The 14281-nt window shown below is 66.0% G+C and carries 13 protein-coding genes; 4 read left to right on the top strand and 9 right to left on the bottom strand.

Going from position 1 to position 14281, the window contains the following annotated elements:
* Positions 1–36: 36 nt before the first annotated feature.
* Positions 37–1083, top strand: a complete 1047-nt coding sequence (locus ACFWCF_RS03980; RefSeq protein WP_378557433.1) for a DUF6777 domain-containing protein — start codon at positions 37–39, stop codon at positions 1081–1083.
* A 17-nt stretch (positions 1084–1100) separates the two neighbouring features.
* Here the strand turns inward: ACFWCF_RS03980 and ACFWCF_RS03975 are convergent, their stop codons facing one another.
* Together ACFWCF_RS03975 and ACFWCF_RS03970 are read right to left on the bottom strand one after the other, a co-directional pair.
* Positions 1101–1781: an SDR family oxidoreductase gene (locus ACFWCF_RS03975; RefSeq protein WP_378557430.1), complete on the bottom strand. Its 681-nt coding sequence runs from the start codon at positions 1779–1781 to the stop codon at positions 1101–1103.
* A gap of 32 nt (positions 1782–1813) precedes the next feature.
* A complete protein-coding gene (locus ACFWCF_RS03970) occupies positions 1814–2464 on the bottom strand; it encodes a vancomycin high temperature exclusion protein (protein ID WP_378557427.1) in 651 nt (216 codons plus the stop codon).
* A gap of 51 nt (positions 2465–2515) precedes the next feature.
* Between ACFWCF_RS03970 and ACFWCF_RS03965 the strand changes: the two genes are divergently transcribed.
* Both ACFWCF_RS03965 and ACFWCF_RS03960 read left to right on the top strand, forming a co-directional pair.
* Positions 2516–3526 (top strand): PHP domain-containing protein, encoded by a 1011-nt coding sequence (locus ACFWCF_RS03965; RefSeq protein ID WP_378557424.1) that lies wholly within the window; start codon positions 2516–2518, stop codon positions 3524–3526.
* Between the two features lie 44 nt (positions 3527–3570).
* Positions 3571–5010: a flavin-containing monooxygenase gene (locus tag ACFWCF_RS03960; protein ID WP_378557421.1), complete on the top strand. Its 1440-nt coding sequence runs from the start codon at positions 3571–3573 to the stop codon at positions 5008–5010.
* Between the two features lie 17 nt (positions 5011–5027).
* Here ACFWCF_RS03960 and ACFWCF_RS03955 read toward each other — a convergent pair whose 3' ends face one another.
* Both ACFWCF_RS03955 and ACFWCF_RS03950 read right to left on the bottom strand, forming a co-directional pair.
* On the bottom strand, positions 5028–6053 hold the full coding sequence (locus ACFWCF_RS03955) for a pirin family protein (RefSeq protein ID WP_378557418.1): 1026 nt from the start codon (positions 6051–6053) through the stop codon (positions 5028–5030).
* A gap of 14 nt (positions 6054–6067) precedes the next feature.
* Positions 6068–6964, bottom strand: coding sequence for a spermidine synthase (locus ACFWCF_RS03950; RefSeq protein WP_378557415.1), 897 nt, complete (start codon positions 6962–6964; stop codon positions 6068–6070).
* Between the two features lie 127 nt (positions 6965–7091).
* Here ACFWCF_RS03950 and ACFWCF_RS03945 point away from each other — a divergent pair, with 127 nt between their 5' ends.
* A complete protein-coding gene (locus tag ACFWCF_RS03945) occupies positions 7092–8429 on the top strand; it encodes a glycogen debranching protein (protein ID WP_378557412.1) in 1338 nt (445 codons plus the stop codon).
* Positions 8430–8500: 71 nt separating this feature from the next.
* Here the strand turns inward: ACFWCF_RS03945 and ACFWCF_RS03940 are convergent, their stop codons facing one another.
* The 5 genes from ACFWCF_RS03940 to ACFWCF_RS03920 form a co-directional block, all read right to left on the bottom strand.
* On the bottom strand, positions 8501–10585 hold the full coding sequence (locus ACFWCF_RS03940) for a PhoX family protein (RefSeq protein WP_378557409.1): 2085 nt from the start codon (positions 10583–10585) through the stop codon (positions 8501–8503).
* 101 nt (positions 10586–10686) lie between these two features.
* Positions 10687–11886 (bottom strand): alpha/beta fold hydrolase, encoded by a 1200-nt coding sequence (locus tag ACFWCF_RS03935; protein ID WP_378557406.1) that lies wholly within the window; start codon positions 11884–11886, stop codon positions 10687–10689.
* A gap of 70 nt (positions 11887–11956) precedes the next feature.
* Entirely contained in the window at positions 11957–12112 is a 156-nt protein-coding gene (locus ACFWCF_RS03930; protein WP_378557403.1) for a hypothetical protein, read from the bottom strand.
* Positions 12113–12202: 90 nt separating this feature from the next.
* Entirely contained in the window at positions 12203–12997 is a 795-nt protein-coding gene (locus tag ACFWCF_RS03925; RefSeq protein WP_378557400.1) for an LLM class F420-dependent oxidoreductase, read from the bottom strand.
* A complete protein-coding gene (locus ACFWCF_RS03920) occupies positions 12994–14250 on the bottom strand; it encodes a glycosyltransferase 87 family protein (RefSeq protein ID WP_378557397.1) in 1257 nt (418 codons plus the stop codon). Before ACFWCF_RS03920 ends, ACFWCF_RS03925 begins: the two co-directional genes overlap by 4 nt.
* Between the last annotated feature and the right edge of the window lie 31 nt (positions 14251–14281).

Raw genomic sequence — 14281 nt, 5'->3', positions numbered from 1 at the left:
CGGCGCGGCGGGTCCCGTCGTCCTAGGCTGGCGAACGTGGCCACCGACACCGCAGGACGCGGATTCGGAATGGTGCTCGCACTGACCGCGCTTGTGGCAGGTGCGTGTGCGTCCGGTGGTTCCGGTTCTCCGGACCCCGTGCGACTCGACATCGCGACCGCGCAGAGCGACCACCCCTGGACCGGACTGCTGCTGCCGGCCCAGGTTCCCGTCGCGGTCCCACCACCACCGGACGATGCACTCGCCGATTCCGGAGATCCGGTTTCCCCGGACGGGACACCCGCAGTCGCAGGCGACCGTGTCGCGCTCTACGGGGGGAGCCTCGACCGGGAACTGTGCGATCGAAACGAACTGGTCGGCACGCTCACCAGCGACGCGACCAAGGCGGAGGCATGGAAGGCCGAGGTCGGTGCCGACGACATCCTCGAGTACACGAGCGCTCTCACTCCGGTGCTGCTTCGCGCGGATACCCGCGTGACCCGCTACGACTACATCGACGGCGCGGCCCGTCCCGTCCAGGCGGTTCTCGAGACAGGGACGGTGGTGCTCGTCGACGACCACGGGGTGCCGCGGGTGCGATGTGCCCGCGGTAATCCACTGTCGCCGCCCGTGCTGGCAAAGGACAGCGACATCGAAGGCACCGAATGGACGGGGTTCGATCCGGAACGATTGTTCGTCGTGCAATCGTCCGCCGATGCGGTGAACGAGTTGAAGGTCGTCGACATCACGACCGGTGACCTGCTCGAGGTGCCGATCGGTGCCGGCCCGCTCGCCCCGGTTGCACCGCCGCCGCCGTCACCCGAAGTGGCCGCGGCACCCGAAACGATCGAGCAGAATCCGGCCCCCGCACCGCGACCTCGAGTCCAGGCACCGCCGCCCGCACCGGAGCCTCCTCCGCCGCCTCCGGCACCCGCGCCTCCCCCTCCTCCGCCGCCGGAGCCGATGCCGCAGATACCGCCGCCGCCTCCACCCGCGCCGGCACCCGCGCCAGCGCCTGCACCCGCACCCGCTCCCCCGCCGCCCCCGCAGATCAGGATCAACGTGCCGGGTGCGCCCCCGGTGGTGATTCCCCTACCGTTTTGACCGGTTTCGCCTCGCGATCAGGACGGCGACCACGGCCGCAGGATGATCTCGGCAGGATGAGCGTCGGCGGGTGTCTCGACGGCGTTCCGGACGGCGCGCGCGACCGTCGACGCCTTCAGGAAACGGGAGGGGTCGTAGTCGTTGCCCTCGGTCGCGACGATCGCGCGCTGCATGTCGGTGTCGATGCGACCGGGATGCACCGACGTGACCCGCAACGACGGTTCTTCGAGACGCAGTACATCGCCGAATGCGCGCAGTGCGAACTTGCTCGCGGCATACGCCCCCCATCCCGGATTCGCGCGGATACCGGCTCCCGAATTGATCAGCACCACATGCCCGTTCGCGGACCGCAACGCCGGGAGCAGCAACTGCGTCAGTGCGACGACGGTGAGGAGATTCGCGTCCATCATGTGCCGCCACTGCTCGACGTCGCTGTCGGCGACGGCGCCGAGTTCGGCTGCACCCGCATTGTGGACGAGGACGTCGAGCCGCTCGATTCCCGCCGTTGCAGCGGCCAGCGCCTCGTGATCGAGCAGGTCCACGGGCCACGGGGTGGTGCCAGGAAGTTCGTCGATGATCGCGGTGAGCGAGTCGGACCTCCGGGCGCCGAGGCGAAGGTCGTGGGTGGGGGCGAGTTCGCGGGCGATCGCGGCACCGAGGCCACGGCTCGCTCCGGTGATGAGAGCTGAAGGTCGCATCCGATCACACTAGAACCGAATCGACCCGGTGGTCAGCGGACGGCGAGTATCTCGGCGAGTGTGTCGTCGGGCGGTGTCGACACCGCGGGGTCGCGGGGAAAGCGAAGTTCGAGGAACGCCTTCGGACGTGACAACACCCATTCGCGGAGATGACTGCGGATCTGCGACACGGGACGCGCCTGGCCGGGCGCCACGACACCCGTCGCGTCGATTCCCGCGCGCAGACACAACGCGACCGCCCGGGGCAGATGGAACCGCTGTGTCGCGATGTTCGCCTCCCGCACTCCGAACGTGCGCATGGCCCGCTGGGCGGTGTCGAAAGTGTCGAGGCCGTACGGGTCTGCGACGATGCGGTCGCGGTCCACGCCGTTGTCGACGAGGTAGTCGATCATCGCAGTGATCTCGTTGCCGGAGCGACCCGCGGCGTCGCCGGACACGAGAACTGCGTGGGCGCGGCCGTCCCGGACGAGCGACACCGCGACGTCGAGACGCCCGCGCAGGAATGCGCCGGGCCTGCCGTCTCGCACCCGCGCGCCGGGGACGATCACCACGGGAGCCGATGGTGCGTCGGCGAGGCTGTACATCCGGCCCTGCGCAGACGACGCGACCTGCGAGGACACCCACACGAACGCCGACCCGGTCGCGATGCATCCGGTGAGCAGCACTATTCGACGTCTCGACATGGTGCCCACATTACGGAGCGCAACCTGTGGGCACGCGTCCACAATGGTGAGATGGACCCGATGGCCGCGCTTCGCGAGATCGCGTTCTGGCTCGAGCGTCAGCACGCGTCGACCTATCGTGTGCAGGCGTACCGGAATGCCGCCGACGTGGTCGCGGGTCTCTCCGACATCGCTCGAGCAAAGCACCGTCGCGCCGACGACTGGACCGAACTCGCCGGGATCGGCCCGAAGACCGCAACCGTGATCCGGCAAGCGTTCGACGGTGTCCCCGACTACCTGCAGAGTGTGCGCGACGAAGCCGAGCCGATCGGTCGCGGCGGTCGCGAACTCCTCGAGGCGTTGAGGGGCGATCTGCACACGCATTCCGACTGGTCCGACGGTGGCAGCCCCATCGACGAGATGCAACGGACCGCCACGACGATGATCGGGCACGAGTACATGGCCCTGACCGACCACTCCCCTCGGTTGACGGTGGCGAACGGGCTGAGCGCCGAACGCCTCCGCACGCAGTTGTCCGTCGTGGCGGAGCTGAACGAGCGCGCGCAGGGCTCCAGGATCCTCACGGGCATCGAGGTCGACATCCTCGACGACGGGTCGCTGGACCAGGACGAAGGGATCCTTGCCGACCTCGACATCGTCGTTGCGAGCGTGCACTCGAAGCTGCGCGACGATCGGTCGACGATGACGAAGCGGATGCTGCGGGCCGTCGAGAATCCGAATGTGGACGTCCTCGGGCACTGCACCGGCAGGCTCGTCACCGGTGGTCGCGGGCAGCGCCCCGAGTCGACGTTCGACGCGGAGGCAGTGTTCACGGCGTGTCGCGACTACGACACCGCGGTAGAGATCAATTCGCGTCCCGAACGTCGTGATCCACCGTCGCGACTGATCGATCTCGCGCTGGATATCGGGTGCCTGTTCTCGATCGACACCGACGCGCATGCCCCGGGGCAGCTCGACTGGCTCGGGTTCGGGTGCGAGCGTGCGGCCGAGCGGGGTGTCGAACCCGACCGGGTGATCAACGCGTGGCCGGTGGATGATCTGTTGGCCTGGACGAGTCGGTAGGGACGAGTCGGTAGGGACGAGTCGGTAGGGACGAGGAGTCGGAAGTGGGCGTGGAACATGTCGATGTGCTGGTCGTCGGTGCCGGACTGTCCGGGATCGGTGCCGGATACCGGCTGCAGACACAGTGTCCCGACCGCACCTACGCGATCCTCGAGGCGCGCGACAGTATCGGTGGCACATGGGATCTGTTCCGCTACCCAGGAATTCGGTCGGACAGTGACATGTACACGCTCGGATACCCGTTCCGGCCGTGGCGCGGGGAGAAATCCATCTCCGACGGCGCGAGCATTCTGCAGTACGTGCGCGACACCGCTGCGGAGTACGGTATCGACTCCAAGATCCGATTCGGGCACCGAGTCGTTTCGGCGTCGTGGTCGAGCATTGACGCGACATGGACCGTCCGAGTGCTCGCGCACGGTATGGAGACCGAACTGAGCTGCTCGTTCCTGTACCTGTGCAGTGGGTACTACAGCTACGAATCCGCCTATCTGCCCGATATTGCCGGGCTCGGAGACTTCTCCGGCCCGGTCGTGCATCCCCAGTTCTGGCCCGACGACCTCGACTACGAAGGTAAGAAGGTGGTGGTGATCGGTAGCGGTGCCACCGCGGTGACCCTCGTGCCCTCACTCGCGGAGAAGGCCGAACACGTGACGATGCTGCAACGCTCCCCGTCGTACGTCATGTCGTTGCCGTCCCGCGATCTGATCGCGACACGTATTCGGAAGCACCTGCCCGACAGGATGTCCCATCGCGTGATCCGCGTGAAGAACACGGTGACGAGTCTCGGTTTCTACCAGCTGTGTCAGCGTCTTCCGAGGCTTGCGAAACCTGTACTGCGCCGACTGACGAAACACCATCTGCGTGACGGGTCGACGGTGGATCCGCATTTCACCCCGAGGTACCGGCCCTGGGATCAGCGCATGTGCCTGGTACCCGATGCCGACCTGTTCAAGGCGCTCAACTCGGGTGTCGCCGAGATCGTGACCGACCACATCGACACCGTCACCGAGAAAGGCGTGCAACTGAAGTCGGGCGACCACCTCGATGCCGACATCCTCGTGACCGCGACGGGGTTGCGTCTCGTTCCCGCAGGTGGCGTCGAATTCATGGTCGACGGCGAGACCGTAGACCTCGCTCGTCACTACACCTATCGCGGGATGATGCTCAGCGGCGTACCCAATCTCGCGTTGTGTCTCGGTTACACGAACGCGTCGTGGACGCTGCGCGCCGACCTCGCGTCGCTGTACGTGTGCAGACTGCTCAATCACATGAGGAGGGGTGGCTATCGCGTCGCCAGGCCGCAGGTGCACCATGACGCGTCGCCGCAGCCGTTGCTCGGACTGACATCGGGGTACGTCGCGCGTTCGGAAAGCATTCTCCCGAAACAGGGTTCACGAAGCCCGTGGCTGATGCGACAGAACTACCTGCTCGATCTGCCCACTATGCGGTTCGGCCGGATCGGCGAGGCCATGGAATTCGACTGAGTTGGAAGACTCTCGAGTCACCGCTTCTCGACAGTGCCGTCGGGATACTGTGCGAATCGCCCGGCGTCGGGAGCATGTACCGGATCGTTGCTCTCCCACGGCCAGCCGCCGAAACCTGTGCGACGGTAGTCGTCGAAGGCCTGCCGGATACCGGCCTCGTCATTGAGGACGAACGGGCCGTACGACGCAACGGGTTCACCGATCGGACGCCCCTGCAGCAGCAGGATCTGGGTGGTGTCGTCGCCACCGACGAGCGTGATGGGCGCAGAGGCATCGACGACGGCGCCGTGCCCCGAGCTCACCTGCTGATCGCCGATCTGCACCGGAGAACCGTTGTACACGTAGAGAACACGCTGTGTTCCCGCGCCTGCTGCCGCAGGCAGCATCCACTGCGCGCCTGCGGACAGGTCGATGTTCCAGATTGCCACGTCGGTGTCGGAGCGCGACGCCCACGAGTGCGGCGGCGGCGCGGGCGCTGTCACGTCGTCCAGTTTTCCAGCGAGCACCCGGACGGCGACAGCTCGGTCGGCGTCGTCGGTGAACGTCACCGTCGGTGTGTCCTCGTTCCACAGCATCGAGAAGTGCGGGTCGGCGGTCTTCGACTCGGCAGGCAGGTTCAGCCAGATCTGGAACAGTTCGACGGGGTTGTCGGCGTCCTGGTTCAGTAGCGGAAACATCTCGCTGTGCACGACGCCGTTGCCGGCGGTGAGCCACTGCGTGTCGCCTTCCCCGAATCGGGCGGAGGCGCCGACGGAGTCGGAGTGGTCGATGAACCCCGATCGCACGAACGTCACCGTTTCGAATCCGCGGTGCGGGTGACCAGGGAATCCCGGGACGGTGGTGCCGTGGTACATGTTCCACCCCGCAGGATTGCCGAAGTCCTGACCGAGCGCGCGTCCGTCGAGCGATGCATCCGGCCCGAGATCGGCATTGCCTGCGGGATATGCGTCGACGTGGTGTGCGACGAACAGGAACGGATCGATCGTCTGCCAGGGCGAACCCAGCGTGAATACCTGCAGGACGGGCGAATGTGTCGAGGTCATGCAGGCTTCAACAATCAGGAGGGTTCGGGTGTTCCCCGCTGTGCAGCCGGCATGCTCCGCTGGGGAGCTTCGCTGTCGTCGAGAACCTTCGAACCCGCCGCGAACTTGTGGGTCTCCGCAGTGTGCCTGATCTGCGCGGGAACGGCACCACCGAGTAGGTCGCGGGCCAGGGCATCGGACTCTCCGAGTGGCCGGTCGCTGCCCGCGATGATGAGATTGCCGTAGCGCCTGCCCTTGAGCATGGCCGGATCCGCGATCATCGCGGAGTGTTCGAACACCGAGCCGATGGTTGCGGCCTCACGTCGGGCAGTGGTCAGGTCGCGGGTATCGCCGCAGTTCACGACGTAGAGGCCACCGGGAGCCAGGACTCGCTGCACATGTCGGGTGAACTCGAGCGTCGTCAACGCGACCGGTGTCTTGTTGATCGCGAACACGTCGCGGATGATGACGTCTCGCGTCGCATCGGTGAGCGAGGTGAGGACCGCTCGGCCCTCCCCCACCCGGATCCGCAGCATCGGTGCGCGCGGCAGGTCGAACCATTCGCGCACCAGCTCGGCGAGGCGACCGTCGATCTCGACGACGACCTGGCGGGCGTCGGGATAGGTCGCCGCGAGGTACCGCGCCATGGTGCACGCACCGCCGCCGAGGTGCAGGGCGCGCAGCCGGGTGTCGCGGGAGAACTGGCCGTGCACGAGCATCGTGATCCAGCGCATGTATTCGAACTCGAGCAGCGTCGGGTCGTCCGGATCGATGTGGGAACTGGGCACACCGTTGACCTCGAGAATCCATCCCGAGTCGCGGTACGGGTCTTTGACCAGCTCACATGTGCCTGTGTCCGTGTCGTACAACCCCGCGACCGGTTCATGGCTCGACCCAGTCGGCTTCTCCCGGCCAGTCCTGCGTCTGCCCATGCGACGAGCCTAACGCCTGAGCTTCCGGCGGGTTGCGCGAGCCGCATCCAGAGGTGCTGGTCCTTCTCTCCGATGAGCGATGTGGGCGTGGGCGTGCATCTTCGCCAGGAGGCCTCAGAATGGGACGATGGCGGACCGCGGCTTCACCCCCACCCAGCTCGCAGCGCGCGCAGCGTATCTTCTTCGCGGCAACGACCTGGGCACCATGACCAGCGCCGCACCCAAGCTGTACCCGCACATGTGGAGCTGGGATGCGGCGTTCGTGTCGATCGGATTGGCCCCGCTGAGCGTAGAGCGCGCCATCGTCGAACTCGACACCCTCCTGTCGGCGCAATGGATCAACGGGATGATCCCGCACATCGTGTTCGCGAACGGTGTCGACGGATACTTCCCGGGGCCTTCGCGGTGGGAGGTGAACCGCCTCGCAGCCCATGCCCCGCAGGGGGTGCAGACGTCGGGTATCACCCAGCCACCGGTGCACGCGATCGCGGTCCAGCGCATCCTTGATCACGCACACAGGCACGGTCGCAGCACCCGGGCGGTCGCCGACGAGTTCCTGGACCGACGCTGGACCGATCTGATGCGCTGGCATCGGTGGCTGGCGGAGGCCAGGGACGTGGGCGGCCACGGGCGCATTGCGGTGTATCACGGCTGGGAATCCGGCATGGACAACTCGCCCCGGTGGGATACCGCCTACGCGAACGTCGTCGTCGATGCACTCCCGGATTTCCGTCGTGAAGATCTCGCCCATGTCGCAGATCCGGGTGAGCGACCCAGCGACATCGAGTACGCCCGCTATCTGTGGCTGCTCGAGGAGATGAAGACCGCACGGTACGAAGACGATGTACTCGCCACGACAATGAGTTTCGCGGTCGAGGATGTCTTCGTGAGCGCCGTGTTCGCGTTGTCGTGTGAGGTGCTCGCAGACATCGGTGAGGAGCATTCGCGCCCGAACGCCGACGTACGCGAACTGCACGAGTGGGCCGACAGATTCCGTCGCGGCGTGGTCGACTCGACGGATGCCCGGACGGGTGCGGCGAAGGACTTCGACCTGCGGACCGGAAAGTGGGTGACCACCGATACTCTCGCGATGTTCGCGCCGCTGCTGTGCGGAGGGCTGGATCGGAAGGCGGAACGCGCACTGCTGCGCACCTTCGAAGGTCCGAAGTTCTGCGGGCACCCCGACCTGCGATACGCGGTGCCGCCGTCCACGTCGCCGGTGTCGGTGGACTTCCGGTCACGGGAGTATTGGCGGGGCCCGGTGTGGCCCGTCATGACGTGGTTGTTCTCGTGGGTGTTCGCGCGTCGCGGTTGGGTCGAACGCGCGAACACCCTGCGAGCAGAAGGGTTACGGCAGGCCGCCGGCGGCTCGTTCGCTGAGTATTACGAGCCGTTCACCGGAGAACCCTTGGGCAGCATGCAGCAATCCTGGACCGCCGCCGCGGTGTTGGACTGGCTTGGCTGACGCCCCCCGAATCGGCCGAATGTCACCTTCATCCAATTGAACTGTATAAAGGTGACATTCGGCCATAAGGGTCAGACTCCGATCTGCCCGCCGCCGGTCTTCCATGCCACGATCACGGACGGGCGCGGCTGCGAGGTGCCGCCATCGGGCCAGTGCGACCCCGGGCTGTCCCACGATGCGTCGTCGGTCTCGCCCGGATGCTGGACGCACACGACGACGCGGCTGTCTTCGATGATCGGACCACACGTTTCGGCGCCGATCGGCACGGTGAGGAACTGCTTCGTCTCGCCGCGGCGCGGTCCGTCGAGCACCACCGCGAACAGGCCGTCGTTGGAGCCGAGCGCATTGCCGTCGGTGGAGATCCACAGGTTGCCGTGTGGATCGAACGCGAGGTTGTCTGGGCACGAGATCGGGCTGACCTGCGACTTGTCGAATCCACCGAAGTAGGTATCGGCGGTAGCCGGATCTCCGCACACCAGCAGCACGTTCCACGTGAACGACATACCGGCGTGGTCATCGTCGATCTCGAGGACCTGACCGTTCTTGTTGTTGTTGCGCGGGTTCGCTTCGTCGGCGGCGGGATTGCCGTCGACACCGCGGTTGGTGTTGTTGGTCAGCGCGATGTAGACCTTGCCCGTGACCGGGTTGGGCTCGAAGTCCTCGGGCCGATCCATCTTCGTTGCACCGACCTTGTCGCCGGCGAGGCGGGTGAACACCGCGACCTCTTCGGCACTCATGCCGTCGACGAGAGATTCGCCGGTTCCGTCTTCGCCTGTGCGCAGCAGCGGAATCCACGTGCCGCGGCCGGTGAACGCGCCGCCCTCGGGCAGGGCGCCGGAGCCGTCGACGGCATCGGGATTGTCGCCCTCGAGCGCCGCGACGTAAAGGATGCCTGCGTCGAGCAGAGTCATGTTGTGCGCTGTCGCCGCGCGAGAGTTGCCGTCCTGCATCCTGCGGGACGAGACGAACTTGTACATGTAGTCGAAGCGCTCGTCGTCGCCGCTGTATGCAACCACTGTGCCGTCATCGGTGACGTAGATGGTTGCGGCCTCGTGCTTGAAACGGCCGAGCGCCGAGTGCTTGACGGGAGTCGAGGTGGCGTCGAACGGATCGATTTCGACGACCCAGCCGAACCGGTTGACCTCATTGGGCTCCACGGCAATGTCGAAGCGGGGGTCGAAGCGCTCCCATTTGCGGTCGGTCGCTGCACCTTCGAGGCCGTACCGGGCGAGGCGTTCGGCGGTCGCGGGGTCGGTGACGGTCTCTGCGTTGGCGAAGTACTGGTTGAAGTTCTCCTCGCCGGACAGCACAGTGCCCCACGGGGTAACGCCGCCCGCGCAGTTGTTGAGTGTGCCTGCGACCTTCGTTCCGGTGGGGTCCGCGGTGGTCTTCAGCAGGTCGCTGCCCGCTGCCGGTCCGGTGACGAGGAACTCGGTGGTACCGGTGATGCGACGGTTGTACTCACCGAATTCCGGTGTGAGACGGCCGGACCCGGATTCACCCTTGACCTGCACAACCGACAGGCCGTGGTTCGCGATACCGATGCGCACCTGCTCCTCGGTCGGGTTCTCCTCGTCGTATCCCGCGAACATGAACGGCTCGGTGCTGTATTCGTGATTGACCACGAGTAGGTAGGTGTTCGGGGCACCGTCGACCGGGAGCAGTCCGGCGAAGTCGTTGTTGAATCCGAACTGCTTCTCCTGCGCGGCGGCAGTCTGGTTGTCGATGTTGAACTCGGGAGCATCCGGGAGAACCTTGTCACCCCAGCGGATCACGACTTCCTGCTCGTAGCCCTCGGGTACGGTCACCGCATCATCGGTGTTGGGGGCGACGGCGGCGAAGTCGGTTCCGGCCGGGCTCGGTCCGAGGTCGACGGCACCTTCTGCGGCGCCGCCTCCGACGGGTGCGGCCGCGGAGTCGTCGGAGCACGCGACCAGTGCTCCGCCTGCGCCCACGGCGAGAACGGCCATTGCGCCGCCGCGCAGCACTCCTCGACGCGACATCGCGTGACGCACGATGTCGCCGAAGTAGGCGCCACCGGAGGTGTTGGGCACGTCGTGCGAGCAGGCGTCGCCGCACTTGTACTTGCAGGTGATATTCGAGCGCGACGACTTGCCGTCGTGCATGACGATCAGGGGTAGTTCTTTGCGGGCCACGGGGCTGTCTCCCTCATTTCTAGGTACAAGCGAGGAACCGTAGAAGCCCGAAGCGAGTCGAAGGCAACGAGAAGGTGAACGTGGGATGAGTGTTCGGGGCGTCACGGCCCAACGGTGGGGCCGGTTGTCGTGTCGGGGCCGTCGTCGTTGTCGGGGTCGTCCTCGAGGTTCTCGCCGGGACGCTGGTCGATGAACGATTCGATCCTCTTGGTGATGGCGTCGTCGTAGGCTTGGGGTGCCTGGATCGGATTGGCGTGGCCGGTGTGATCGATCTTCGCGACCAGCAGGGTGCCATCGATACCGCCGGAGTGCTCGACGAGGGCCCGTTGCGTGTACTCGACGTCCACGACATGGTCGTTCGACGCGTTCCGGGGACGCACGAACACGATCGCGGGACGTACCTTGTCGTCCTTCTCGGCGGCGAGCGCCCGCAGGCTGTTGTTGGCGCCGGATGCGACGATCGCCCGGAACTGCGACTCGATAAGACCGTTGCTCGCGGCGTTCGTCGACAGGATCTTGTCCTTCAGGACTTCGTCGACGACGTCGATGAACTCGGATCCGTCGATGCGCCTGTACCAACGATCGGATAGGAGGACGAACCTGTCCTGGCGTGCCGCGATCTCGACGATCATCCGCAGGATCCGACTTTCCCGGGCACCGGGTATCCAGCCGACCCAGCGCAGCAATTCCTCGCCCGCATCGCGGCTGTCGGCGCGCACGGCGTGCAGGTCGATCGGTGTGCAGTCGAGGATCACCCCGAGTACCTCGAGGGGTGTGTCGCGATACAGGTGCTGGGCGACTTCGAGTGCGATGATCCCGCCCATACTGTGGCCGGTGAGGATCACCGAGTCGATGCCCAGGGTCTCGGCGCGTGCGGCGACGAGTCGGCTCACGACGGCGGTGTCGATACCCGAGTTGTCGTATTCGACCGCCCACACGTCCCCGAGACCGCTCAGCGCGGGCAGAGCTGTCGCGGTGGCGGTGGCATCGAGGTTGCCGAGGCCGACGAGATCGACGACGGCGGTGTCACGGTCGGCGGGATCCTGCGCGTCGTAGACCGGGTGGATGAGTGGCTGTGTCTCGGCGAGTTGTTCCCGCATCGGTGCGACGTCGTAATGCCAGTACTGCGTGTAGAGCGCGATGAGCGGCACCGTCGCGATCGCAGCGCGCGCCAGGAATCGGCGGAGTCGCCCGAATCGGCGCCAGCTGTGACCGGTTCTGGTGTCGCGCAGGCGTCGCCTCCGGCGAGCGTTGTCCCAATCGCCGACGGTGCACGGTGGAAGCGTAGGTACATAGGGCATGCACCATCGATCGTAGAGACGAGTCAGCAATGCTGCGGGGACGCGCTACGACCTCCCGCCCGGAAGCACCTCAGTGTTCCGGGCGGTGGTCGTCGTCCGATCTCTGCACCACCTCGGGTGCGTTCTCCCGCGTGGCCATGCCACCGTCGCGCCCGTGGTCGGCCGGGCCGGGTGGGTCGGTGCGTGCGTCGTCCTCGTCGGAACTACGGTCCTTCGGGCGGTTCATCCTGGCCTCCACAGTGCGCGGTTGAGTCGTGTCGTGGATCAGGTATACCCCTACGTGCCGCGCCGCACACGTGGTCGCTCGAGAGCGTGGTCAGGCGAGGCCTGACAGCGACGGCGGCGAGTTCTCGTCGCGCCACCCGATCGCCTCCACCAGCGGCGCGAGGTCGTAATCCGGTCCACCGATACCGACGGTGAACAGCGTGAAACCGGCCTCGGCGTACGCCGCTGCGTGCTCGAGCCCCGGCCACGACGTCGACCGCTCGATCTCCTGCGGCGACCGCCCCACATCTGCGCAGCGCGCCTCGAAGATCTTCGACTTCTCGGTGTGCGTGTCGAATTCGCCGAAGCTGTGCCAGATATCGGCGTACTTCGCTACCAGCGGTAGCGTCTTCTTCGGGCCGCCGCCACCGATGAGCAGCGGAATGTGCCGGGTGGGTTGCGGGTTGAGCTTGTCGAGCCGCGAGGTGATGCGCGGCAGGTACTCGGCGAGCAGATCGAGTCGAGACCCTTTGGTGCCGAAGTCATAGCCGTATTCGTCGTAGTCCTTCTCGAACCAGCCGGAACCGATGCCGAGAATGAGGCGGCCACTGCTGATGTGGTCGACGGTGCGGGCCATGTCGGCGAGCAGTTCGGGATTGCGGTAGCCGCCGCCGGTGACGAGCGCGCCGATCTCGACACGTTCGGTCTGCTCGGCCCACGCGCCGAGCATTGTCCAACATTCGAAATGTGCACCGTCGGGATCGCCGTAGAGGGGATAGAAATGATCCCAGTTGAAGACGATGTCGGCGCCCGCTTCTTCGGCGCGGAGCACCGTGTCGCGGATGACCCGGTAGTCGGGCTGCTGCTGGGGCTGGAGTTGGAGACCGATGCGAATGGGACGAGTCATGTATCAACCGTATTCGGATCGCGGTCGCGCCGCAGCCGGATTCCGCTGGGACGGTTTGCTACAAGCACGACGACGAGCAACACCGAGTAGACGATCGGGTAGGTGGCCTGCAGCAGCGACTGCACGAGCGGGGAGGCCGGCGTCATGAAGATTCCGATCGCCACCACGCCGTCGGGATACGACCGGTACCAGGCCAGTAGCGGAATCGCTGCGGCGAACGGCAGGAGGTATCCCCACCACCACCGCCAGCGCAGAGCCTGATCCAGGCACAGGACGAGCAGTGGGATGACCCATACCCAGTGGTGTCCCCACGAGAACGGCGCCACCATCGGGGCAGTGAGTCCCGCGACGGTCAAGCTCAGTAGCCGTCTACCGTTGCGATACGCAAGAGATGCGGCCCACAGCCCGAGGAGTCCGACGATTCCGGCGCACAGCAGCCACAGCCACATCGGGGGATCTTCGGTGTGCAGGGTGCGTGCGAGGATTCCGCGGATCGACTGGTTGGCGGGTGAGGAGATCAGCCCGATCCGTTCCGACCGGACGATGGTTCTGGTCCAGAATCGCCAGGAGTCCGAGAAGATCACGGCGAAACCGAGGAGCACGGTCGTGAGGAAGGTCGCGGTGGCCACGATCGTGGCGCGCCACTGCCGCAGGGTTGCGAGATAGGCGATGAAGAAGAGTGGGGTGAGTTTGAGACCTGCGGCGATCCCGACTCCGATTCCCCGCAGCCGGGAATGTTCGGGTCTTCCCAGATCCCACAGGACCAGCACGAGCAGCACGAGGTTGATCTGTCCGAGCCAGATCGTCATGCGCGCGGGTTCGATCCAGGTGAACAGTACCGCGAGGAAGATGCTGACCAGCCTGGTCCGGCCCGAATCCCGGTAGCCGAGCTGCCGCCAGCACAACCACACCGCGAGGTACACGAGCACGAGATTGGCCAGATTGAGCGCTATTTCCGTCCCGTGGATCGACAGCACCGACAGCGGCACGAATGTCAGGGCGGCGAACGGCGGATACGTGAACGGTAGTGCGCCGTGCAGGACGAAGTCGTACAGCGGCTCGGCGGTCCGGACGGTCGTTCCGCCGTACCGGTAGACCTCGGCGTCGACAGTGTTGCCGAACAATCCGTAGAAGGTGTCGAAGCCGAGCAGTCGATCGTGCGCGACGAACGCCACGGCCGCTGCGAGACCCAGCACGGCAAGCAACCACCGGGGGTGGTTGCGTACCCGAGGAATTGCGCTGGTCTGTGGCATCCCACCGAAACTATGTGGGATCACGCCCTAC

The sequence above is a fragment of the Rhodococcus sp. NPDC060090 genome, assembly GCF_042729855.1.
In the GTDB taxonomy this organism is placed as follows: Bacteria; Actinomycetota; Actinomycetes; order Mycobacteriales; family Mycobacteriaceae; genus Rhodococcus.
This window is presented reverse-complemented; position numbering and strand designations above follow the sequence as displayed.